We start from the raw sequence: 23,100 nt of genomic DNA, 5'->3' as shown, positions 1-23,100 counted from the left end.
ATTTTAAAAAATCGTAAATTGATTTGATGTAGACGTCAAATTTCTCAAAAGTACTATCTAAAAATCTGAATACTGCGATTAAAATGACAAAAACTCTTGTTAAATAGACTATACACATGTTGATCTTGCTCATGTAAGCATTCAGTTAGATCTTTGAATTTTTTTAATGGGCCACACGGTAAAAAGTATTCTCCCCTGGCCACTGCATATTCTCTTTTATCTTTGCAATAGTTAAAGCCTCGTTCGTTTACACAAGCAAAATGTCCATCGTCACAATTGAAAATTAAATAGCTACCTTCGTAATATTCCCGTGAAATCTGACGCGACTCATAAAGCCTCTCTATAAAACTTAAATCCCCCCCGATTTGGTACTTTGAATCAATCTCATCTACGACTGGGGCCGATCGCAAACCATCGTGCCTAATTAAAAAATCAGCTTTAACATTGTTTGTAAGACATAAAAGCAACACTAATCTCATAATCATAGAAACATCCAAATAAATGACAAATCACATCAGATAAGGCATACTCCTTCTCAAATTATATCTATAAGGATCCCTATGAAGTTGCGTGCCCATAACAAAATTCTAACATTAATTGCTGAGCAGATCCAGCTGGCCCTGAAAGAGGAATATAACCTTATTGAATTGAGTATAATAGAGATTTTTAAGCAGCTTTCGTTGGCGCCAAATTTTAAAATGGGCCATATCGCTTTTGCCTGTTTTCCTTTTGCCAAAGACTTAAAAAAAGCTCCTGCAGAGATTTCAAAAAGCTTAAAAAATAAGATTGATTCAAGAAACTTCTCACTCAAATCTATCTCAGCTGGCCCCTATCTAAACTTTTTTATCGACGGAAATTCATTTGGCGAACATATTGCTACTGATATTGAAAACGATGTTTTTTTTACGGCCCCATTATTTGATAACACTCCAAAAACAATGGTTGAATATTCACAACCCAATACACATAAGGTGCTACATGTTGGACATATGAGAAACTTATGCCTGGGAAATGCACTCATTGAAATCCTTCGTTACTCTGGCCAAGAAGTCATCAGTGCGACATATCCTGGAGATGTTGGAACACACGTTGCAAAATGTTTGTGGTATGTGAAAAATAGATATTCAGGAGATCTGCCTACTGAAAATAAGGGAGCTTGGCTGGGAAATATATATGCAAGTGCGAATAAACTTCTAGAGGATGAGAAAGGAACAGAAAAAGAAGATCAAAACCGAAGTGAATTAACGGCGATTCTTAAAGAAATTGAAAGTGCTAAGGGAGAATACTATGAACTTTGGAGAGAAACAAGGCAATGGTCAATTGATCTAATGAACAAGGCCTACCAGTGGGCCAATATTAAGTTTGATCGTTGGTTTTTTGAATCTGAAGTAGATGCTCCCTCTGTTAAATATGCCAAAGAATTGGAAGAAAAGGGGTTTCTGGTTGAGGATCAGGGTGCTATTGGGATGCGATTCGAAGATGAAAAGCTTGGTTTTTGTATTCTTATAAAATCAGATGGAACTGGTTTGTATTCTACAAAAGATGTGGAATTAGCACGTAAGAAGTTTGAAGAATTTAAAATTGATAAAAATGTCTATATTGTCGATAAAAGACAGGCCTTTCATTTTCAGCAAGTTTTTAAAGTATTAGAAAAAATTGGATTTGAAAAAGCAAAAGATTGTTATCATCTCCAGTATGATTTTGTTGAGTTACCAGATGGGGCGATGAGTTCTAGAAAAGGAAATATTGTTCCTTTAATGGATCTCATATCTAATATGGAAAAAACAATCATTGATCAATATCTTGAAAAATATAGAGGCCAGTGGAGTGATATGGAAATCAATGAAACGGCCAGGATTGTTGCCAATGGGGCCATTAAGTATGGAATGGTGAGAATGGATAATAATCGAAAAATTGTTTTTGATATGAATGAATGGCTAAAGCTTGATGGTGAAACGGGGCCCTACCTCCAATATGTGTGTGCGCGAATAAACTCACTATGCTTAAAACAAAATTTCAATAAAGAGCAAAGAGTGAATTGGAATCTTTTGGTTCAACCGCAAGAAATTGAATTAATGGTTAAAATTTTGATGTTTAATAATGTCGTTGCACAGGCAGCAGAACAGTACAAAACATCAGGGCTTTGTAGCTATTTGTATGAACTTGGAAAGCATTATAATAGTTTTTATGCTGAATGTCCTATCGCAAAAGCTGAAACTGAAGATCTAGCAAAATCTAGACTGGCCCTTTCTCATGCGTGCTTTCAAACAATGTCTAAAGGTCTTTCTTTGTTGGGAATTCCTACACCGCTTAAGATGTAGTTCGATTTTTTAGGCCGCTTTATTGTCTTTTATGAGTTTTCCAAGATCAATGACAAGCTTTTCAATATTTGAAACTTCTTGATGAACAGCTTGTGAAATTTCTGAAGAATTTTTGGCCAGATTTAAGTTATTTCGTGTCACTTTATCTAATTCAATAACGGCGGAGTTTACTTCAGTGATCCCGATTTCTTGCTCTTTGGCCGCTCTCATGACTTCATTAACCATATTATCTGTATTTTTTACGTTCTCTAAAATTGTTTGGAGTGAAATTTGAGAATGTTCAACAGATTTCATTCCAATTTCTAGATTAGTCTTACCTTGCTCTACTAATGTTTTAACTCTTGAATTTGTCGTACTTACAATTGATTTTACGTTCTCAATGCTTCGACTTAATATTCCAGAAATTTCATTACTTGCACTTCCACTCATTCCTGCTAAATTTCCAACTTCTTCAGCAACAACAGCAAACCCCTTGCCGTGTTCACCTGCGCGAGCGGCCTCAACTGAAGCATTGAATGATAAAAGCTTTGTTTGAAACACGATATCATTTATTACAGTAGTCTTGTCTTCGATTTCATTAATAACTTGAATTATTTTTTGAAATTCTTCGCCACTTTTTTCAATTTCATTCATTATTTGTCGGTAATTCTCATCGATTTTTTTCATTTCGAGTGCCATTTTCTCGATAATTTCATGTCCATTATTGGCCTGAATCATACTTTCTTTTGAAATGTCGCTCGATTTAGCAGCATTTTTTCCACTAAATTCAACTGTCGTTTTAATTTGTTCCATTGAGGCAGATGTTTGTTCAATTTGGGTTGCTTGATTTTGAGCTCCATCTGAAATGGTATTGCCTACTTTTTGCATTTCGCCAGAACTTTTTTTCAATCCAAGAATAGAATGAGTTAGAGATGAAATTGATTTTTTGATTGGTATGACGACATTTTTAATTTGATATAAACCAGAATAAAAAGAGAAAACAATACAAAGCAAGGTTGCAAAAGTGATGGCCAGATAAAGAACCTTTTTTTCGTAGGCAACAGCTGTGTGAACATCATCAACATAGACACCAGAGCCAATAATCCAGTCCCATTCTTTGAAATGTCGAATGAATGAAACTTTAGCAACTGGATGACTTTCACCTACTTTTGGCCAAACATAAGAGATAAAACCCTCGCCTTTAGACTTTGCTAGATTACTTATATTTCTGAATAAATATTCGCCATTAGGGTCTTTAAAATCGGTCATATCTTTGCCATTTAATTCTTCCTTAACGGGATGCATAAGCATTTTATTTTTTGAGTCTTGTATCCAAATATAGTTTTCTCCCATGAAACGAACTTGAGAGACTATCAATTTGGCCCTGTTTTGGGCATCCTCAACAGTTAATTCGCCTTTTATGGCCCTTTTATAAATTGAACTTATTCCAGAATAGACACTATCTATTGAAGATTTGACTGCTTCTTGTTTTGCTTTCATTTTATCTTGTTCTACTTTCGGTGCGATGTAAAAAAGTAGAAAAAGGACAAAGGGCAAACCAGAAAGTAGGCCAAAATAAAGATTAACTTTTAAATTTTCAAATGTTTTTTTTATTCTTTTTGTATCCATGAACTGCTTATCGTTCGCAAAGTTAAATTTATGAGAATTTTAGAAAAAAACATTACTAAGAAAATTTTTTATAGTGAAAATGATTTTGAAAGAAGTAAACTAACTGACCGATTAAGAGGATCAAGTTTAGCGGGACCTAATATTGTTTGGTCTGTATAAGTTAATCCAACGGAGTAACCTTCACCTAGCGAGTGTGTGAAGGAAACTGACAAATCCCAATGGTACGAAGATGGAATTGTTCTAGCGAGAAATTTATAAGGGAATCTGTAATTATATGCAGTTGAGATCCCTCCTCTCATGGTTGGACTTATCTGGTAGTCTAAATTTGTATAAAGCTTGACAGAATAATTTGGGTCTAGAAATTTGTCATTAACTTTACGAGACCATTTATTGGTTGCCTCAGAAAAGAATGATAAGTCTCCCCAATTGAAATGTTTTACAAGCGCCAGTCCATAGGTTGATTGATAAAAACCTTGTCCACTTACATCAATTGGATTTGTAACGTCATAAATACTTTCTCCCGTAGGCAGAGTTATCTTAAAATAAACAAATCCTCTAGGTTTAATGGGTGAATAAGTAGTTTCGGGCAAAAATTCATAGGCGATGCTTACAGATGTATCTCCAAAATGAAGGGAATCATAAAAGGAATCTTCTCCTACTCCTTTCGTATTATAGACAGTATTTAATGTTATACCTGTTTGCCAATAATCACTTAATAGATAACTGGCCTTAAAACCAAAAAGATGTTGAATTTCTTGATCTGTAAATTTTTTAAATTTATAAACTTTTGAGCCTGTACTATCTACACCAACCAGTCTTTCACGAGTGAGTGTCCCTGAAATAATAGATTTTTGATCTGCAACGATAAGATTTGGTAAACTTGCACCGGCGCCACAACAGCCAGAGGCCAGCAAAGATTTACTGGCCAATGTTATTGAAAATAAAAAAATGAGAAATTTATTGCTCAGGGAAAATTTCATTAAGAGTGATCTCGTAAGATTTTCCATCAATAAGAATTGTAAAATCGATATTCCATCCGACTTCGTTTCCAGGCATAAAGAAATTGATTGGTTCGACAACGTAGATACCATCTTCTATCTTTTCAAAATTTCTGAATCTGATTCCATCAGAGTGATCCATGTTTGGCATATATGGGTAAAAATCTTGTAGTTCTACATTTTCTTTAATTAATTCGTTGTTTTCATCATAAGTAAAAAATAGAACAATCTTACTAAAGTTGCTTTTTTCATCAGGAGGAGTGACTCTTTTTACAGACCAGTAATATTCTACAGAAACTCCACTATAGGGAATTGAGATTGTTCTTGAAACTTCGAGGTTTCCTTTTTTATATTGTTCAGCAGCTTCATCTTCATCAAGGTGATTAAGTAATGGAGATGGCCCGCATCCAATAAGAAGTGAGCTTAAAACTAAAAATACTAAGATTTTTTTTAATTTCATTATATATCCTTGTTAGCGTTTAATATAGCAACCAATTGCTCGTTTATATTCATAGGGAGATTTCCCGCTCTTAATAAGTTTGGTTAAAACTTCCTTGAGATAAAATTTAGAATTACTGCTTGGGTTGACTGTATTGCTAATACCACCGTGGTAGAGAATTTGTCCTTCTTTATCAACAACAAAAGCATGTGGTGTTTTAATGGCCTTGAAATGAGTGAGAAATTTTTTAGATCTATCATGGAAAAGATCAAATTTAGGGCCAAGTTTAGAAAAGTGCTTTTCGAGTTCTTGGTCTCCTGTTTCTTTTGAATCAAGAATAATTCCACTAAAACCAAAAAACTCAGAGAAATCATCCGTTAAGTTTTTGAGGTGAGCAAAATGGTTATTCGAACAAGGACAACTCTTTTGCATGAATACTAACACATTGTATTTATGTAAGTTGTCTAGTTTTGAGACTTGTTGAGTTCTTAAATTATAGGCAGTTGGTGAACTTGCACTTAACGATAGAGGAGTTATCCAACTTAGAATTGTAAGACTGATGAAAAGAAAAATTTGCATAGCTGCTTCATAACTCCTTAGAATAAGTATGTAAACGCAAATATTTGTCAGTCATATCCAATTATCTGAAATCATTGGATCAGCACATTTTTTTGGCATTTATTTGCAGCATTTTGAACCTGGGTGGGAGGTAAAAAAAAATGTCATCCTCTCTAATCAATTGAAATTATTTAACTTCAGGGCAAAGAAAATCTTATCCTTGAAAAAAAGTTGAAGTGAATTAAGATTAAACTTACAGATAAATTTTGTCGATTAATGTAGCACGTTGGTAGGAGACAAAGAATGAGTCCATTTAAAAACGAAAATTTAACCATCCTTTCTGAGTTTGTAAGTAAGAAGGCCAGTACTGGAGCAAAAATAGTCACAATAGATGATGATAATGATTTGCTCGGAATGATTAACAGTTTCTTAGGTAAAAACTCAAAAATTGAAAATGTATCATTTACAAATGAATATGAGGCCTTAACATACATGTCCTATAATAAGGTCGATCTTGTCGTCATAGATGTAAACTTAAGCCACTATAAGGCCTTTGAATACGTTAGACTATTGCGTTTAGGTATGCATGTAGATGTACCTATTCTCTTCATCTCAGTTGATCCCAACAGTGTTGATGATTTTTATAAGTACGACATGGATAATGCGTATTTTCTACCAAAACCATTTGGTAAAAAAACATTTTTAAGTACTCTGTCTGATGTTCTAAACACTTCACCTTTGGCAAAAGCAGGCTAAAACCTTCACCACACAGGGATTAGGAATATCCCAAGCTTGTTATGTCAAATTTAAAATAAGAAGGCCTCGCAAGGGGCCTTTTTTTAGTGTTGCCCAGCTAGGCCTGTTCCAAAGAGTGGATTAACTTTTGACTTCTTTTTTTCTTCTTTCTTTGGAGATTTTCCATCAATTTTTACTCTCATCGAAAAGTAGTCAATAATGAGAACGGGGGTCCCTTCATCAGTATAGAAAAAGTTGTTGACGAGTCCCACTATGATATTATCTATAATCGTCCCTGTTTTATTAAAAATTTCTTTAATTGCTTCTTCTCTATTTCCAAAAAAAGATACCGTCTTTCTGTTTTTATAAAAATGATCATTATGATAAAAATAGAAATCCAGCTGGCGATATTCATCTAATTCTAATTTCTCTATATCGTTCAAGTTTTTTTTGTAATACATACTTTCATAGAGATTATCGACCTGTCCGATTTGAAATGACGAATAATAGGAATCAGGATTTTTCTTATCTAATAAATCCAAAATATTTGAAGACATTGTTGATAAACCTTGAAATTTTCTTTCAGCTTTTGGAGTGAGTATTTTAAAAGATAGCAAGCTCTGAATAAAAAATGCTGTGGAAATAGCAAATCTTTGTGAACCAAATTGGGATAGATCAAATAAATAATCAATCATTCCGCTTCCAAATAAAATAGCGGCCAGTGTCATATTTCCTTTTAAAAAATAATTAAGTATTTTCTTTTGTATTTTAATAAATTTATTCTTATTGCTCGATGAAGTGTGAATTTGTTTTGATAATCGCTCTGCGACCTCCAAAAACTGGCGAATTTCTTTTTCACCTTCAATTAAAATACTTTCCTTTTTTGTGATTACATTCGGAAAAATTATGTTTCTACCAATAATTGTTTGAGCAAGAATAATATTTCCAAGATGTTGTTCTGAAATATTATCAATTCTGTCTTCCACAAACTCATACTTTTCAATTTTCCCCACAAGCGATTCAATTTTTCTGTTGGTTATAAGTCTTTCAAATAATCTTGTTTTTAAATGTAAAATCTTTTCTGATTCTCCCGCATTCTTTTCGTTACCCTGAAGAAGAATTTCACAATAATTTCCAATCGAATAATTTGCAAAAAGTGTTTGGGACATTAAATACATAGAAATGAGCAATAATATTTTCATTAGAAATCCTTAAGGTAAAAAGAACTTCTAACGTAAAAATCAGACATGCTAAAGGTCCTTTGAAATATTTATCTATAAGTTCTTAGGCCAGATAGATTTTTTTAGTTTTCTAAATTTGTATATGTTCTTTTGGTATGGAAAGATGATTCAATAAACTTTATAGAGGAGACTTCTGTGAGAAAGATTTTTTTAATTTTAATATTTAATTGTTTAAATTTTCAATTATTTGCCTCAATTCAATCCAGTGATCAAATTCTACATAAAATCTTGCAAGAATTTCTCATGCAAGATGAAATAAACTTAAGTTCTAATGCTGTTCTTAGCGTCAATCACCGTAGACCTTGTCTTCCTGATGAGGAACAGAGAATTTCGTGTTTTGAGGCCAGCTGTAAATACTTGGGAAGAAATGCATGCGATGGCCAGGACGACTATTTAAAAATTAAAAATTATTGTCTTGGAAACCAAAATGGGGAATGTGTTGAAAGAACTTGCCAGTATTTAGATCGACATAAATGCGATGATCATAGTGAAATAGAAGCAATCGCAAGTTCTTGTCGAGGAAATATCAGTGCTTTATGTCTTGAAGTATCTGTAAAATTTCTTGATCGCTATGAATATGATGATATTTCTGAAATTCAACAAATTAACCATGCCTGCAGAAATAATTACGATGGTGGAAGTTGTTTAAGATATCTCTGTGACAAGGCCGGAAGATATCATTGTGATGACCTTGAAGAAGTTGTAAAAATCCTCAATATCTGTGGAGGAGAAAAACACAATTTATAGACTCACCACTTTTGAAATTGTCTCTTTCCAATTCTCTGCAAAACGATCCAAGCATTCAAGTGTTGGATGAAGCAAAACTTCATGGGCCCACTGTTTTGAGGGCCCTACAAACTTGTCATGCATTGGCTTAACATGAGTCTGTATTTGCTGCAAAGAACCTTCTCTTGTTCTTCCTCTTTCTAGTACATCTCGATTAACTCTACGTTCAAATCGGTGCTCTTCAGGGACTTCAAGAAAAAAAGCAAAATCTATGCTCTTTCTTACAATTTCAGAGTGTAGAATGAGGATACCATCTAGGATCATAAATTTTTTTGGCCCGATCTTTAAAGGATTTTCTAATCTGCTATGGGTTTTGAAACAGTATTGTGGATAATCAATTTCTATTCCCCTGCCTAAAGAATGAAGTTGTGAGGCCATCAAGTTAAAATCTAAAGAGTTAGGATGATCAAAGTTCACACTTCCCCCATCGACATCGAATAAATGGGACTGATCAAAATAATAATTATCTTGGGATATCACTGTGCAATTATCTGATCCAATGGAATTGAGAAGTTTGTTGGCGAATGTAGTTTTCCCTGAACCACTTCCCCCCGCGACTGCAATTATAATACTTCTCTCAATCACTGTATCCATACCTCTATAAAAACATACAATTGGGTATAAATTATGGGGCGAAAAAAGGCAATATGCACTATATACGGGTTTTTTAGCCTTATTTATGTTATAATCTTAGAAATAAGTTGATTTTTACCCTATTTTCGGGCATAAAAATCAGGCAACACAAAGGTTTTAATTAGTTATGCTTAAAATAAATAAAAAGGTCGAATATGCCCTGATGGCGCTTAAACTAATCGCGTCAAAAGAAAAAAGTGAACTCACCAGCGCCCGGGAAGTCTGTGATGAATTTGGGTCACCCTTTGATACAACGGCCAAAGTCATGCAGATTATGAACCAAAATGACATTCTGAGTTCAATTAAAGGAGTGAAAGGAGGCTACACCCTTTCAAAACCCTTAAATCGAATTTCATATAAGGAATTAGTTGAAATGATTGAGGGGAAAAAATTTGAGTCCCTGTGCAGATCAGAAAAAGGGATGTGTGATCTCTATAAAAATTGCAATATTCGAACTCCCGTAGAGTCTCTTAATGATAAGCTCAATGATTTTTTAGGACGTCTTTGCTTAGATGAGCTTCTCTTTGGAGTCAAAGATGTTGATGGCCAATTAAAGATTTCTAAAGAGGATGAAAAACATGTCAACTGAAGACGTACTCGATAAAGAGTACAAATATGGTTTTTATACAGATATTGAAACAGAAGATTTTCCAAAGGGTCTCAATGAGGAAATTGTCTGTAAGTTATCAGCAAAAAAAAATGAACCTCAATGGCTTTTAGATTATAGACTTAAGGCCTATAAGCATTGGCTTACATTGACTCCTCCTTCTTGGGCCAAGCTTAAAATTCCCAAAATTGACTTCAACGATCTTTATTATTATTCGGCACCAAAGCAAAAAGAAAATCTGGAAAGTCTTGATCAGGTCGATCCTGAACTTCTGGCAACTTTTGAAAAGCTTGGAATTCCACTTGATGAACAAAAAAGAATTAGCGGGGTTGCTGTTGACGCTGTATTTGATAGTGTTTCCGTGGGAACAACTCACCAAGAAGAGCTTGAAAAAGTGGGAGTTATTTTTTGTTCTATTTCAGAGGCCGTAAAAAATCATCCTGAATTGGTAAAGCAGTACTTAGGTACAGTGGTACCTTATACTGATAACTTTTACGCTGCTCTCAATGCGGCAGTTTTTAGTGATGGATCATTTGTCTATATTCCCAAAGGGGTTACATGCCCTTTAGACCTTTCTACATATTTTAGGATAAATGCAAAAGAAACAGGACAGTTTGAAAGAACACTTATAATTGCAGATGATTTTAGTTACGTTAATTATTTGGAAGGCTGTACAGCTCCTCAACGAGATGAAAACCAACTACATGCTGCGATTGTGGAATTAGTGGCCCTTGATAATGCAGAAATAAAATATTCAACTGTTCAAAACTGGTATGCTGGAGACAAGGAAGGAAAGGGTGGAATATACAATTTTGTGACGAAACGAGGCAACTGCCAAGGAATAAATTCTAAGATTTCATGGACGCAGGTTGAAGCAGGTTCAGCTATTACCTGGAAATATCCAAGCTGTAATTTAATTGGAGACAATTCACAAGGTGCTTTTTATTCAGTTGCATTAACGAATCATTTCATGCAAGCAGATACGGGCACAAAAATGATTCATATTGGAAAAAACACTAAGTCGACTATTATATCTAAAGGAATTTCTGCTGAAAAATCTGAAAATAATTACCGCGGATTAGTGAAAGTCATGCCTTCGGCAACAAATGCGAGAAATTATTCGCAATGTGATTCAATGTTGGTTGGTGATTCATGTAAGGCAAATACTTTTCCGTATATTGATGTGAAAAATAATACGGCCACTGTTGAGCATGAGGCCTCAACAAGTAAGATAAGTGAGGACCAGCTTTTTTATTTAAAATCTCGAGGTATGAGTACAGAGAAGGCCATCTCGATGGTTGTTAATGGCTTTTGTAAGGATGTCTTCAAGGAACTTCCTCTTGAATTCTCTGTAGAAGCTGTAAAGTTAATTGAATTAAAATTAGAAAATTCTATTGGTTAGGAATAAAAATGATAAGAATAAATAATTTACATGTCGTTGTTGAAAAAAATGAAATTTTAAAAGGCATTGATTTAGAAATAAATGCCGGAGAAGTTCATGCTATTATGGGCCCAAATGGTTCTGGAAAAAGTACTCTTTCTAAAGTGATTGCGGGTCATCCCTCTTATCAAATTACTGAGGGCACAATAGAGTATTTGATTAATGGTAAGTATCAAAATATAGCTGAACTTGAAGCTGATGAAAGGGCCAAAGAAGGGATCTTTTTAGGTTTTCAATACCCTGTTGAAATTCCAGGAGTATCAAATATTGGTTTTTTACGTGAATCTTTTAATACTATTTGCAGGCATCAGGGTGTACCTGAAATGGATGAAGATGCCTTTCGAGAGTTTTTAAACCCTAAGCTTGCAATGCTTGAAATGAAAGACGCTTTTTTAGATCGACCTGTTAATACAGGTTTTTCAGGTGGAGAGAAAAAGAAAAATGAAATTTTGCAAATGGCCGTCCTTAATCCAAGGCTGGCCCTTCTTGATGAAACAGATTCTGGTCTAGATATTGATGCATTGAAGATAGTTTCAAATGGAGTTAATAAATTAAAAAGCAAATATAATTCTATCGTGCTTGTTACACATTACCAAAGACTTTTAGATTTCATTATACCAGATCAAATCCATGTATTATCTGGAGGTAAAATTATTAAAACAGGCGACAAAAGCTTGGCCCTTGAACTTGAGTCTAAGGGCTATGACTGGTTGATGTAGGATTATTATGAGTATTTTAGAAGAAAAATTTATTCAACTTTGTCAAAACGAAGTAGATAAACTTGGGAAGGCCCATCGTAGTAATGCTTTTCAAAATTTTCTAAGTGAAGGATTACCCAAAAATAATTTAGAATCTTGGAAGTATACAAATCTCGTTCGATCTTTACCTGAAGAACTTAGTATTCAAAATGAAGTTAAAAATTTTGAAATAAATGAGAGTAGTTTTCAAAATCAAATTGTGATTTTTAATGGTAGACTTTGTTTAGATCATTCTCAATTAGAAGATGGAATATCAGTAAACTTAAATGAAACTGAAAATTTGAGCCTAGATTCCTTGGATGCTCTCAATAAGGCCTTATCTCCACAAGTTATTAACATCAAACTTGATTCTGATTTTAGTTCATCCGAACCTATTCATATTAGAAATATATTTTATGGGAAAAATTCCTTCATTCAGGCCCGTCTCAAAATTACTTGTAGCCCCTTTAGTAAGGCATGTTTTATTGAAACCAATAGTTTTGAAAACACAACAGATTCTTGGGTAAACTCAGTCACGAGCTTTAGAATTCTTGAAAGTGCTCATATCGAATATGTTTGTGAGCAAGAAGGAAATGATTCTTCGATTCAAACAGCACTTTTAAAAAGCATGGTAAAAAAATCTGCTCAATTTTCATCTTTTAATTTTAATTTAGGTGGAAAAATCTCTAGGCATACAAGTCATATTTCTTTATTAGAAAATGGGGCACAAGCAAAAGTAAATGGTCTCTATCCTCTTATTAATGAGTTAAAAGCAGATCACTTTACTTACATTGGCCATTTAGCATCACATACATATTCAGAACAACTTTACAAAGGCATTCTTTCTGGTAGATCGAGAGGAATCTTTAATGGCCGGGTTGAAGTTAAAAAAGATGCTCAACAAATAAATTCAGAGCAACTTAATAAGAATCTTCTTCTTTCAAATAAGGCCCAAGTTAATACATTACCTACCCTTTTAGTGTCTGCAGATGATGTCAAATGCTCTCATGGTGCAACCATTGGACAATTAAACACCGAAGAACTTTTTTATTTGCAAAGTCGGGCCATAGATAAAAAAACTGCACTTAAAATGTTATGCCAAGGTTTTTCGCAAGATGCAATTAACCATATTGAAAATTCTAAGGTCAAATCTTTTGTCTCGCAGAAAATGGAAAATCGTTTTAATCAATTTGAGAAGGATATATAAAATGATTAACTTTAGTGAAATAAGAGATTTATTTCCTCAAATCAATACAATGGTACATGGAAAACAACTTGTTTATCTTGATAATGCAGCATCAACTTTAAAACCATTAAAAGTAATAGAGGCCATTACAAAACATTACACAAGTGAGGTGTCCAATATCCACAGAGGTGTACATTTCCTTTCAGAAAGTGGAACCGAAAAATATGAGCAAACACGTGAATCTGTTAGAAATTTTATTAATGCACAGAAACGTGAAGAGGTAATTTTTACTAAAGGAACTACTGATTCCTTAAATCTAATAGCTCATTCATTGGGAAGTTTAATTTTGAATGAAGGTGATCAAATTTTGCTTTCAACAATGGAGCATCATTCTAATATTGTTCCATGGCAATTAATTGCTCAAAAAACTGGTTCAAAAATTATTGAAATCCCAATTACTGAAAGTGGAGAAATTGAATTTGAAGAATATAAAAAATTATTGAATCCAAAAGTAAAAATTGTTTCAATCGTCCACACTTCAAATTCTCTTGGAACAGTAAATCCTATTAAGGAAATGATCCCACTGGCCCATGAGGTAGGTGCAAAGTTTGTTGTGGATGCTGCCCAAGCAATTGCTCATGAAAAAATTGATGTACAAGATCTAAATTGTGATTTCCTAGCTTTTAGTGCTCATAAAATGTATGGCCCAAGCGGGGTAGGTATACTTTACGGAAAAGAAGATTTGCTTAATTTAATGCCACCTTATCAAGGAGGTGGAGATATGATTGATATTGTAACCTTTAAGCAGACTACTTTTAACGACCTTCCTTATAAGTTTGAAGCTGGAACACCAAATATCGCAGGTTTTATTGCCTTTAATGAGGCCCTTCAATTCTTGGAAAATTTAAATTTAGATGAAATTAAAACTTATGAAAATAATCTTCTTCATTATGCACAGAATGAATTAAAACAGATTAAAGGTTTAAAAATTATTGGAACATCTCCTCAAAAAGGGCCGGTCTGCTCTTTTGTCATTGGAGGTGTTCATCCAAACGATTTAGGAACTTTACTCGACCAACAAGGAATTGCGGTGAGAACAGGACACCATTGCACACAACCATTAATGCAAAGATTCAATCTTAATGGCACAACTCGAGCAAGTTTTTGTCTTTATAATACAAAAGAAGAAGTGGATTATTTGGTAAAATCAATTCACACTTCATTGGAATTACTATGAACCAAAATATTGATATTATTTTACAACCAACTCCAAACCCTGATGCTTTGAAGTTCATTGCATCTGCATTAATTAAAACGCAAGGAAGTTCAACCTATAGAACCCCTTTAGAATGTGCTCATAATCCACTTGCAATGGCACTTTTTTCAATTAGAGGAGTTGATCAAATACATATTTTTAATAATTCGGTCACAATAACTAAGTTCGGCTACCAAGATTGGGATAATATTGAATTAACAATTATCGAAACAATCAAAGATCAGCTATCTGAGCATAATCCTGATTACGAAGACCCTGATCCAGAAAAAGAAAGAAGAGAGAATCTCACTCCAGAGCTCAAAGAAATTGAATCTATTATGGACAGAACAATTCGTCCTGGCCTTCAGGCCGATGGAGGAGACATTCAGTGTCTAAGTTATGAAGACAATGTTCTTTTAGTAAAATACCAAGGGGCCTGTGGAACATGTCCTAGTTCAACTACTGGAACACTTGAGGGAATTAGAAGTATCCTTAGACACGAATACAATCCAGAGATTGATGTTTATATCGCTCCTGATTATTGATACTTATACAAGTCAACAGTTATTATCAAAAAATAATGCAATATTTAATTTTATGACGCCAGAAAATATTGCAAATTGAATTCACTATTTTTGTAATTATTCCAATTATCTACATCTTACTTTCTGAGTTTGTACTTGCGTTAAACAATTTCTCATTACAAATAAAATTGTCATTAGCAACTAAGTCAGATAGAAAGTCATGATTAAACATTCACATTAGTAAGGAGCCTACATGAAAATGATTTCAATTTTGTCCCTTCTCTTTTCTTTTATTGTCCATGCGAATGATGATACTCACACAAAAAAACCGATTGAATTCGATCATGATAAATTATTAAAAAACGTAAGTGATGAAGAAATAAAACACTTAAAAACTATTATGATTGAATTATTAGAAAAAAAAATCTGGATATGGGATGACTTTCGAGTTAATTTTCCAGAGGGAGTAATCCAAAAAGATGAAAGAATCATCAAAATGTCTGATCTATTTCATGAAAAGAAAGGCGAAAATCTTGAGGCCCTTGCACGTCTAAATGGAAATAAACTTAAATTAAAAGAAATTAGTCAAAAATTTGCCGAACAAGATATCCAAAAATTAAAAGAAACCTACAAACAAACAGCTTTAATTATGATCCCCTCTATCGATTATCCAGGTCATTTCCATAAATGGAAATTTAGTTGGGTTTTTCAAACCGGTGAAATTGAACGTCGAAAGAACTATGAGCTTAGAATAGATAAAGCTAAAAATATTATTGAAGTTAAAATATATAATCATATTTTTGATCCGACTCACCCTCTTAGTGCAAGGAGTGGTCTCGTTTATTTTCTTGATGGGCTTTACGACACAATTGATTTATTCATTGGGCTTCCAAGACAAAACCCCGTTTACCAAGATTTTGATATTAACAATGTCGTTGAAGAAAAAAGAAATAGAAATTTAATTGATTCAATTGAACCAGTAGATCAAACTGACACCGACAATCTCTATGTCGTAAAAGAAATAGGAAATCAGGAAAACGAGGGAAAAGAATTCAAAACTTATGATCTTTCCCTCTACAACTCTGAGCTAGAATCAAAAGTTGAAGATGTTCTTTTGAATATTTCACAAGAGACTTTAAGTGAAAATGAAAAATATTACGTCGAACGATTTGAAAAACTCTTCAAGGAATATAAGGAACTTTATCCAGAAAAGGACGATACCAGAATTTCAGCTGAAATCATTGAACTATTGCAAGAAGAAATTTACAACAGTGTATTAAGTAAAATACAGGACAATCAAGAGTTAAAAGATATCAGAGAAAATGCAGCGGAGCTTATATTAGAGAGGATTACAAGCAATAAAATTATCAAAAGAAATACTGACATAATGAATATTGCAATCTATGAATTTATCTCAAAAGTCGAAGAGCAATTAAAAAAACAACATCCAAGACGTTCGAAAATTGAGCAATGGTTAAAAAGACAAGTTGACCGAGAAGTTTCACGTCAGTCACCTGAGTGGAAAAAAACTTTTGTCGAAAATACTTATCAAGATTTGGTTGATTCAAATTTAAAAACTTCTGCTTTCATTTTTAAAAAAACCCAACTTGAATTTCTAAATATTGAACGTGAAATCAGAGCTGATCTTGAAAAGATTTTTGAGTATGATACTGCAAAAACAAAATGGAAACACCCTTATTACGAAAAATGGAATTTTAAAATCATAAGACCCAGAAAAGAGTTAAATGAAGAAGAATATCTACAAATAAACCAATATATTGAAACCACATTGACTAAGAAATATCCTTTCTGGCAATTTCCACATTTAGCACAAATTGCATGGCAATATATGTCAGCTTCTTACTGGTGGGGTGCTTCTTGGGTTATTAAAGGCCCTTTAGGAACTCAAACTCTTACTGATTCTTTCAGAGGGATTGAGCAATTTCCCACATCACACGATGTTTTTTTAGAACCCAAGGGACCTGAAAGTTTTGAAATGAAAAAAACAGTTGATGGCCGGAAATTATATGCTCATCCAGTTGAATTTCAAACAACTTTCGCTGGTTATATAAGAAACAAGTGGCAAGAAAATAAATCATACTACAGTGAAATGCGATCGAAGGACATCCCATTTGCAAATGGTGCAAAAAATGCAATCGCCGCCTTTTGGTTTTTGGGAGCAAAAGGTATTCTTCTAGATGGATTTGTTTTTCCAGCGATTCGCCTAACTGCAACGACTTTAAATATCGCCGTTGTAGGTGGTTTATATGGTCTTACCGGTTGGGTATTAGCACCTACTGCTGCTATTTTTGATTATTTAGTCGTTAGACCATTTATCTATGATAGAAAAACACAAAGTTATGTTTATGATAAATTTAGCGGAAAGAGTAGAATTCAAAGAAAAACTGCAAAGAATTTTGCTTTTGGACTTAGAGGACTTAAAACGTTATTAGGACTAGGACAAAGTGCTGCAATGTCTACAGCAGTACCAGCATTAAGGGCCACTGAGGCCGTGGGCAGAACGGCGTTTGCACATATTATAAGAAACTCTTCAAATGCTTGGGATGCGATATGGAGAAATGTGATTTTTAGTACTGGCGTTATTCCTGATAAGAATATCAAACTTCTCAATTGGCAATTTTTGAAAAGAACAGATGGCCCAGATTTAAATAGAGATTATTTTTTTCAAATCAACTCTGATCTTGCATTACTGATTATGATTGCAGAAATGGATCATCAGAATGCTCTTCTCTATGAAGGAACTGTTAAATATCAATCAGAAATGGCCAAAACAACATACAATAATGTAATGAGTGAACTTTTCGGAGGGATCGGAACAGGTTTAACAAATGAAATTTCTGAACAGATTCTGGAGCAGATTGTAGAAATTCAAAAAGACATTGAACAAAAAAGTAAAGTTGAATTTGATAAATTTGATCATCTTTTAGACATCCCGAATGCTGATCGAATTCGGTTGACTGAAAAAGAGTTGAAAGAAGTTTTGAGTACTGGTCAACTCGTCGTTAAACAATACTATGAGGAAAGAATCTTTAAAAGATTGAATACAGAGCAACTGGATCATTTTTGGATTGCTCTGGGCCTAAAAGAGGGAGATTGGTTGGGTTTAACGAAAAAAACTCTTAAAGATGCTTTCAAAACAGATCAGATTATCTATCCACTTGAAGATTTTAAATTTCTTCTTAAATATGAAGTGCGAAACTCAACTCTTGAAGAAATCTATAGTATCACTAGAGCAAAATTTGATACCAAAGAAGGTGATGTGTATGATGTTGAAGTTCCAAGAATAAATGGAATACAAATCCCAAAAGTACCTTTTCAAAAACTTACAACTAAAGTTCATTATAAGCTTGAGCTTGATCGTAAGAATTTAGGAGAAAAACTTAAATTACTTTGTGAAAATAAATTTTCTAGAAATTAATCATTTGGGGCAGACTTATGTCTGCCCCAATCTAAGTATCATTTCACAGATGCTGCAATTATTTTTCTTTCTGTCCGCTTTTAAATTATATTCTTCTAAGTCATGACAACTCAAAGATTATTAGCAACCTGGCCCAAACAATGACTTTTGAAATATAAATGAATTCTTGGATAAATCTGTTATTCTACATATTTTTAGAGCTCGTGTTCACATCTATTTAACAGATTTAGATAGTTATATTATATAGCAAGTGAAATTCTCTACAAATAAGACAGATTTTTACTTTTTTACAAACTGATTATCTATCATTTGTTCAGCTTCGCTACTCATGTTAGATTTAACTATGATAAAACACTTTTTTATGCTTATTCTAACCCTTTGTACATTTACAGTCTTTTCTCAAAACTGTGAAAATGAATTGCTCCCAACACTCTTAAAAACTCCTTTAACAGAGGTTATCACTCAAATTGAGCATCGAACACTTCTCAATAAAAAATACAAACAATTAGCGGCCTATCTCAGAAGAGAGATTCTGGTTTCTTCATCAGAGTTCCAAACGATTCTCGATCTGAGCAAATACTCTCTCCAAAGTAATATCCAATCAAATCTTCAAGAACATGAGATTTTACAATTCATCTTAAAATCTTACGGAGTTCCTTCTCTATCGACTGAAAAAGATAGCAATATATTCAGACTTATGCATATGATCTCAAAAGAAAAAGATCTTGTTAAAGTTAAAACTATGTTAAAACTCGGAGATATTTACAATTTTAATATACCAAATACTGATGAAATCGAAAAACATCTTGATAAATCTTATATACTCGACATGCTTTACACTCCTTCAAAAGCACTGTTAAGAAAGATTTTCCTTCTATCAGAAACAATAAACACTGAATTCCATCAAAACTCTCCCCTCATCAATCTCATTTTTGAAATGCGCTCTATTCCCGAAATGTATAAAGGACAGATCATCCGAGAAATTTCACTCAAATTACCTTTTGGACAAAGAACAATTCTGGGAGTTTATTATGCTCTTAATAATGGAGTCCTATCCAATATTAAGAAATTAAAAATACCAGAAATTGTTTGGAGTAATTTTGCAAGGGCCATTGAGGGTCAAATTACAAAATAATATTTAAACTTCTACCACTCTTTAGGAAAGTAAAATTGCATCATTTCTTCATGGATACTACCTGGTTTTGGTTTGTAATTATAACCAAATTTTGCTCTAGCAGGTAAAGAAATGAGAATAGATTCCGTTCTACCGTTCGTTTTCAATCCGAACGAGGTTCCCCTGTCATGAAGTAAATTAAACTCCACATATCGTCCATGGCGATAGAGTTGAAATTCTTCATCCTCTGAAGTCCACTCTTCTTTGACTCGTTTTTCAACGATTGGAAAATATGATTCTATGAAATGATTAGAGAGATCTTTCACCATTTTAAAATCATTTTGGAGATTTCCGGAATTAAAATGATCAAAAAAGATTCCTCCAATTCCTCTCATTTCACCATTTCTATGGTGATTTGTGAAATATTGATCACATTCTTTTTTCATTTCCAAATAGCATTGGTAAGGTTCGCAGGCCCGCTTCCAAACATTATGGAAATACCGAAAATCTTCAACATGAGGATAATAAGGTGTTAGATCTGCCCCTCCTCCAAACCAAAATTTATCACCTGCTTGAATCATTCGAAAATTGGCATGCACTGTTGGAACTTTAGGATTTCTTGGATGAATAATTAGAGAAATTCCACTGGCCCATAAATCATCGGAGCTTGCTTTGAGCTTCTTTGCAAACTCAGGACTTATTTTTCCATAAATGCATGAAGTGTTTACCCCAGCGTTTTCAATTATATTACCTTGAAAAGCTCTCGTACGTCCCCCTCCTCCAGGCATTCCAATAAAATCTTCCCTATCCCATAAATCTTCAATCATATTTAATTCAGGATCAAAACCCATTAGACGAGAAGTGATCTGATCTTGTAAATTTCTAACATGTTCGTCAAATTGACTCTTTGCACTCTTAATATCCATATTTATTCCCTCTAAATGTCCCATGCGCATAATATAGACATTATTAGGTTTAATAGCAAAATTAAATTTATGCACAAAGTAATGTTTGTATTAGCAAGATTAGGGTTATCTAAACTTGTTGGTTCGAGTCTTGAGTTTATTTGAAAATAATTTCAAATGTGATAAAAAAATGGCATGATTTACAATGGCCAGAAGGACAATATTCACTTTGCATAAATAAACTCATTCAAATCTTATATATTTCAAACACTTAAGTCAAAACAACAAAATAATTCCGACCTTAATATTCTGGTATTATCCGCCGATAAGTCATTGGAAATATTTCTAAAGAGGACTAAATATTTGCTTTTGAATCAAACTCTGTTTATTTATTTCACTTCCATTCTGACTGGAGTTTATATTATTGTAAACTCAGTTGGTTCTTTGGCCTTTTTTATAGATAAGTATGATCCTGTCTATATTCTTTATATGCAAGCATTTGCCTTTAGATTATTTCATTTGTTACTTAGTAAAATTCCTAAAAAGATAAAATTTGCAGCTGTCTTCAAAAAAATTCTTCTAACACTTTTTATGCTTCATTCTTCTCTTTTAGTCCTTGGGCAGCACTTCTCACAAATGGCCTTTGTCTGGTACACACTTGCCCAATTTACAACACAAGTATTCGTTTGGTCTTTAGCTGAATTTTGTATGCGCTATCAATCCAGTAAAGACGTTTCAAAAGTTCTTTCAATGGCCAATGTTTTTAATGAATTGGCCATTGTTGTAAGTCTTGTTGTGATAAGTACGTTTAAAATTTACAGACCTGAATTTCTGCATATTATTTCTGCAATTTGTTTAATTGGATTATTAATTATCAATTCTTACCGATTCCTTCCAATGAGATTTAAAGAAATTGAAGTTAGAACTGAAAAAAGTGGTCAAAAAAAATCTACTCTCCACAAGAGACTTTTGTGGGCCTTTGCCTTATTATTCAGTGTCTTTGGATTTGTTAAATTTGGATCTGAATATCTGGTAACGATGGCGTTAAAAGAAGAAATCCAAAGTTATGAAGCAAGAACAGCAATCATTTACAAATTTAATTTGTTAATTAGTTTGGCCATAATTGTTATCAATTCATTATTATATTTTTGGTCTAAGAAAAGAAGAGTCACCCCACTAAATTATTTAATTATTTATTCTTTGGCCGTTTTGGCGATTGTTTCTTTTAATATCTATAATCCTTTTTTAATAAGTTTTATCGCTCTTGATATCATTCAAAGAAGTTTCAAAAAGACTTTTTTTGAATTTGCAACCAATATTCTTTTTTCATATTTTACAAGGGCCAAGAGAATTATTTTAAAAAGTAAACAGGTTCTCTATTACAGTTCGATTTCCATGACCACTACAACAGTATTTTTTACTTTAATAAATGCGTTTGAGTATGACATCAAAATAGAAATTGGACTTGCAATGATCATGTCTTTAACAATGATAGGAATTTATTTAATACATAATTTAAAAAATAAATTGAAAGATTATTTTTCAAATGAAAATTCAACTGATCAGTATGAACTTGTGAGTTCATTTCTTGGAGAGTGTGCGATTTCAAAACAAAAAGACTCAACTAAAATTTTAAAACTAATGGATATATGTCACTCTGGATCTGACCAGTTGCGTTTGTTGGAAGAAGCTTATAAAGATAACTCTCAAAATGCACTTGCACTTTCTCAGAATGGATTTTTTGAACTCAATATTGATGAGCAAAAAGAACTTATTCAGCTTGCTGTAAACTTTAGAGAGAATGAAATCTACGATTGGGTAACCTCCATTGCATTAGGAAATTTAAAAGGCAATGTTCATCTTAGTGTGAGAATATTTGCGTTTAATATTTTAATTAAAAAGCAAAGTCATATTTCACAAGATTTGCTCATAAAGGCCCTACAAGATTCAGATGAAAGAGTCGTTTCACATATCCTTGAGCTTATTCCATCAACTAAGAATCAAAACTTGTTAAGGATGGCCAGCGAATTCATAGGACATGAAATTCCAAGGATTTCAGCAAATGCATGCTTATCAGGATTATTACTTGACGACACTAGATTTTATACGATTCGTTTTATTAGAGATAAACTCCATAAAATTGAAACCTCTTCACCATCCTATTTTTTTATTTGTGGACGAAGCAGAAACCCTCTTTTTATAAAAGATCTTCTCAAAGTCCATCATAAAGGGATTTCAAACTTCTCCGTTCAAAGAGTATTATACTGGTCTTTAGCTGAATTTAATCAATTTGAGGGGTTTTACGAATTTGCATCTTTATTTCAAGAACATCATTCTCTAGAAGAATCTTCGATATTACTCCATTTAATGCTCACGTGGAGAGATATTACAAAGGAAAGGTTTTTACGACATATTCAAAAAAGACAAGATTTAAAGAGTATTGTCGAAGTAATACTTAACGCGTTATACTCTTCTAAACTAAATCATTACGAACTTACTTCTCAACTTGAGGGAATGATGGAATCAACCTTGTTAAAAAACGTTGCTTAAGATAATAAATGTTATAGTATTAT

The 23,100-nt window shown here is 33.2% G+C and carries 20 protein-coding genes; 12 read left to right on the top strand and 8 right to left on the bottom strand.

Going from position 1 to position 23,100, the window contains the following annotated elements; genetic code table 11:
* Positions 1–53: 53 nt before the first annotated feature.
* On the bottom strand, positions 54–485 hold the full coding sequence (locus tag H6622_16630) for a hypothetical protein (GenBank protein MCB9063152.1): 432 nt from the start codon (positions 483–485) through the stop codon (positions 54–56).
* Between the two features lie 75 nt (positions 486–560).
* On the opposite strand from H6622_16630, the gene argS reads away from it, so the two are divergent.
* Positions 561–2,321: an arginine--tRNA ligase gene (gene argS / locus H6622_16625; GenBank protein MCB9063151.1), complete on the top strand. Its 1,761-nt coding sequence runs from the start codon at positions 561–563 to the stop codon at positions 2,319–2,321.
* Between the two features lie 9 nt (positions 2,322–2,330).
* Here the strand turns inward: argS and H6622_16620 are convergent, their stop codons facing one another.
* From H6622_16620 to H6622_16605, 4 genes are all read right to left on the bottom strand, one after another.
* A complete protein-coding gene (locus H6622_16620; protein ID MCB9063150.1) occupies positions 2,331–3,929 on the bottom strand; it encodes a cache domain-containing protein in 1,599 nt (532 codons plus the stop codon).
* A gap of 68 nt (positions 3,930–3,997) precedes the next feature.
* Entirely contained in the window at positions 3,998–4,909 is a 912-nt protein-coding gene (locus H6622_16615; GenBank protein MCB9063149.1) for a hypothetical protein, read from the bottom strand.
* Entirely contained in the window at positions 4,887–5,387 is a 501-nt protein-coding gene (locus H6622_16610; protein MCB9063148.1) for a hypothetical protein, read from the bottom strand. Before H6622_16610 ends, H6622_16615 begins: the two co-directional genes overlap by 23 nt.
* A gap of 12 nt (positions 5,388–5,399) precedes the next feature.
* Positions 5,400–5,945, bottom strand: coding sequence for a redoxin domain-containing protein (locus H6622_16605; GenBank protein ID MCB9063147.1), 546 nt, complete (start codon positions 5,943–5,945; stop codon positions 5,400–5,402).
* Positions 5,946–6,227: 282 nt separating this feature from the next.
* Between H6622_16605 and H6622_16600 the strand changes: the two genes are divergently transcribed.
* Positions 6,228–6,680 carry a response regulator gene (locus H6622_16600; protein ID MCB9063146.1) on the top strand — a complete coding sequence of 151 codons (453 nt, stop codon included), beginning with the start codon at positions 6,228–6,230 and terminating at the stop codon, positions 6,678–6,680.
* An 83-nt stretch (positions 6,681–6,763) separates the two neighbouring features.
* Here the strand turns inward: H6622_16600 and H6622_16595 are convergent, their stop codons facing one another.
* Positions 6,764–7,861, bottom strand: coding sequence for a hypothetical protein (locus H6622_16595; GenBank protein MCB9063145.1), 1,098 nt, complete (start codon positions 7,859–7,861; stop codon positions 6,764–6,766).
* A 174-nt stretch (positions 7,862–8,035) separates the two neighbouring features.
* On the opposite strand from H6622_16595, the gene H6622_16590 reads away from it, so the two are divergent.
* A complete protein-coding gene (locus H6622_16590) occupies positions 8,036–8,647 on the top strand; it encodes a hypothetical protein (GenBank protein ID MCB9063144.1) in 612 nt (203 codons plus the stop codon).
* On the opposite strand, the gene udk is transcribed toward H6622_16590, so the two are convergent.
* A complete protein-coding gene (gene udk / locus H6622_16585; protein ID MCB9063143.1) occupies positions 8,642–9,280 on the bottom strand; it encodes a uridine kinase in 639 nt (212 codons plus the stop codon). The genes H6622_16590 and udk overlap by 6 nt on opposite strands.
* Before the next feature lie 166 nt (positions 9,281–9,446).
* Here udk and H6622_16580 point away from each other — a divergent pair, with 166 nt between their 5' ends.
* From H6622_16580 to H6622_16545, 8 genes are all read left to right on the top strand, one after another.
* The gene (locus tag H6622_16580) at positions 9,447–9,908 is read left to right on the top strand and encodes an Rrf2 family transcriptional regulator (protein MCB9063142.1); all 462 of its coding nucleotides are present in this window, start codon (positions 9,447–9,449) and stop codon (positions 9,906–9,908) included.
* Positions 9,889–11,328, top strand: a complete 1,440-nt coding sequence (sufB, locus tag H6622_16575) for a Fe-S cluster assembly protein SufB (protein MCB9063141.1) — start codon at positions 9,889–9,891, stop codon at positions 11,326–11,328. Before H6622_16580 ends, sufB begins: the two co-directional genes overlap by 20 nt.
* Before the next feature lie 8 nt (positions 11,329–11,336).
* Positions 11,337–12,086, top strand: coding sequence for a Fe-S cluster assembly ATPase SufC (sufC, locus tag H6622_16570; protein ID MCB9063140.1), 750 nt, complete (start codon positions 11,337–11,339; stop codon positions 12,084–12,086).
* A 7-nt stretch (positions 12,087–12,093) separates the two neighbouring features.
* A complete protein-coding gene (gene sufD / locus H6622_16565) occupies positions 12,094–13,311 on the top strand; it encodes a Fe-S cluster assembly protein SufD (protein MCB9063139.1) in 1,218 nt (405 codons plus the stop codon).
* 4 nt (positions 13,312–13,315) lie between these two features.
* Entirely contained in the window at positions 13,316–14,527 is a 1,212-nt protein-coding gene (locus H6622_16560; GenBank protein ID MCB9063138.1) for a cysteine desulfurase, read from the top strand.
* 8 nt (positions 14,528–14,535) lie between these two features.
* Complete coding sequence (locus tag H6622_16555; protein MCB9063137.1) at positions 14,536–15,090, top strand: NifU family protein; 555 nt, start codon at positions 14,536–14,538, stop codon at positions 15,088–15,090.
* Between the two features lie 232 nt (positions 15,091–15,322).
* Complete coding sequence (locus H6622_16550; protein MCB9063136.1) at positions 15,323–18,508, top strand: hypothetical protein; 3,186 nt, start codon at positions 15,323–15,325, stop codon at positions 18,506–18,508.
* Between the two features lie 343 nt (positions 18,509–18,851).
* Positions 18,852–19,643: a hypothetical protein gene (locus H6622_16545; GenBank protein ID MCB9063135.1), complete on the top strand. Its 792-nt coding sequence runs from the start codon at positions 18,852–18,854 to the stop codon at positions 19,641–19,643.
* Between the two features lie 11 nt (positions 19,644–19,654).
* Here the strand turns inward: H6622_16545 and hemF are convergent, their stop codons facing one another.
* Positions 19,655–20,572: an oxygen-dependent coproporphyrinogen oxidase gene (hemF, locus tag H6622_16540; protein MCB9063134.1), complete on the bottom strand. Its 918-nt coding sequence runs from the start codon at positions 20,570–20,572 to the stop codon at positions 19,655–19,657.
* 318 nt (positions 20,573–20,890) lie between these two features.
* Between hemF and H6622_16535 the strand changes: the two genes are divergently transcribed.
* A complete protein-coding gene (locus tag H6622_16535; protein MCB9063133.1) occupies positions 20,891–23,077 on the top strand; it encodes a hypothetical protein in 2,187 nt (728 codons plus the stop codon).
* The last annotated feature ends 23 nt before the right edge of the window (positions 23,078–23,100 follow it).

Source organism: Halobacteriovoraceae bacterium (genome assembly GCA_020635115.1).
Classification (GTDB): Bacteria; Bdellovibrionota; Bacteriovoracia; order Bacteriovoracales; family Bacteriovoracaceae; genus JACKAK01.
The sequence above is the reverse complement of the archived record's forward strand: the minus strand, read 5'-3'. Positions and strand labels throughout refer to the sequence as shown.

Coding starts and splice junctions, on each gene's coding strand:
- H6622_16605 (MCB9063147.1), bottom strand. CDS start 5,945: ATGCAAATTTTTCTTTTCATCAGTCTTACAATTCTAAGTTGGATAACT.
- H6622_16550 (MCB9063136.1), top strand. CDS start 15,323: ATGAAAATGATTTCAATTTTGTCCCTTCTCTTTTCTTTTATTGTCCAT.
- hemF (MCB9063134.1), bottom strand. CDS start 20,572: ATGGGACATTTAGAGGGAATAAATATGGATATTAAGAGTGCAAAGAGT.
- H6622_16615 (MCB9063149.1), bottom strand. CDS start 4,909: ATGAAATTTTCCCTGAGCAATAAATTTCTCATTTTTTTATTTTCAATA.
- H6622_16600 (MCB9063146.1), top strand. CDS start 6,228: ATGAGTCCATTTAAAAACGAAAATTTAACCATCCTTTCTGAGTTTGTA.
- H6622_16545 (MCB9063135.1), top strand. CDS start 18,852: ATGATAAAACACTTTTTTATGCTTATTCTAACCCTTTGTACATTTACA.
- H6622_16630 (MCB9063152.1), bottom strand. CDS start 485: ATGATTATGAGATTAGTGTTGCTTTTATGTCTTACAAACAATGTTAAA.
- argS (MCB9063151.1), top strand. CDS start 561: ATGAAGTTGCGTGCCCATAACAAAATTCTAACATTAATTGCTGAGCAG.
- H6622_16580 (MCB9063142.1), top strand. CDS start 9,447: ATGCTTAAAATAAATAAAAAGGTCGAATATGCCCTGATGGCGCTTAAA.
- H6622_16620 (MCB9063150.1), bottom strand. CDS start 3,929: ATGGATACAAAAAGAATAAAAAAAACATTTGAAAATTTAAAAGTTAAT.
- sufC (MCB9063140.1), top strand. CDS start 11,337: ATGATAAGAATAAATAATTTACATGTCGTTGTTGAAAAAAATGAAATT.
- H6622_16610 (MCB9063148.1), bottom strand. CDS start 5,387: ATGAAATTAAAAAAAATCTTAGTATTTTTAGTTTTAAGCTCACTTCTT.
- udk (MCB9063143.1), bottom strand. CDS start 9,280: ATGGATACAGTGATTGAGAGAAGTATTATAATTGCAGTCGCGGGGGGA.
- sufB (MCB9063141.1), top strand. CDS start 9,889: ATGAAAAACATGTCAACTGAAGACGTACTCGATAAAGAGTACAAATAT.
- sufD (MCB9063139.1), top strand. CDS start 12,094: ATGAGTATTTTAGAAGAAAAATTTATTCAACTTTGTCAAAACGAAGTA.
- H6622_16595 (MCB9063145.1), bottom strand. CDS start 7,861: ATGAAAATATTATTGCTCATTTCTATGTATTTAATGTCCCAAACACTT.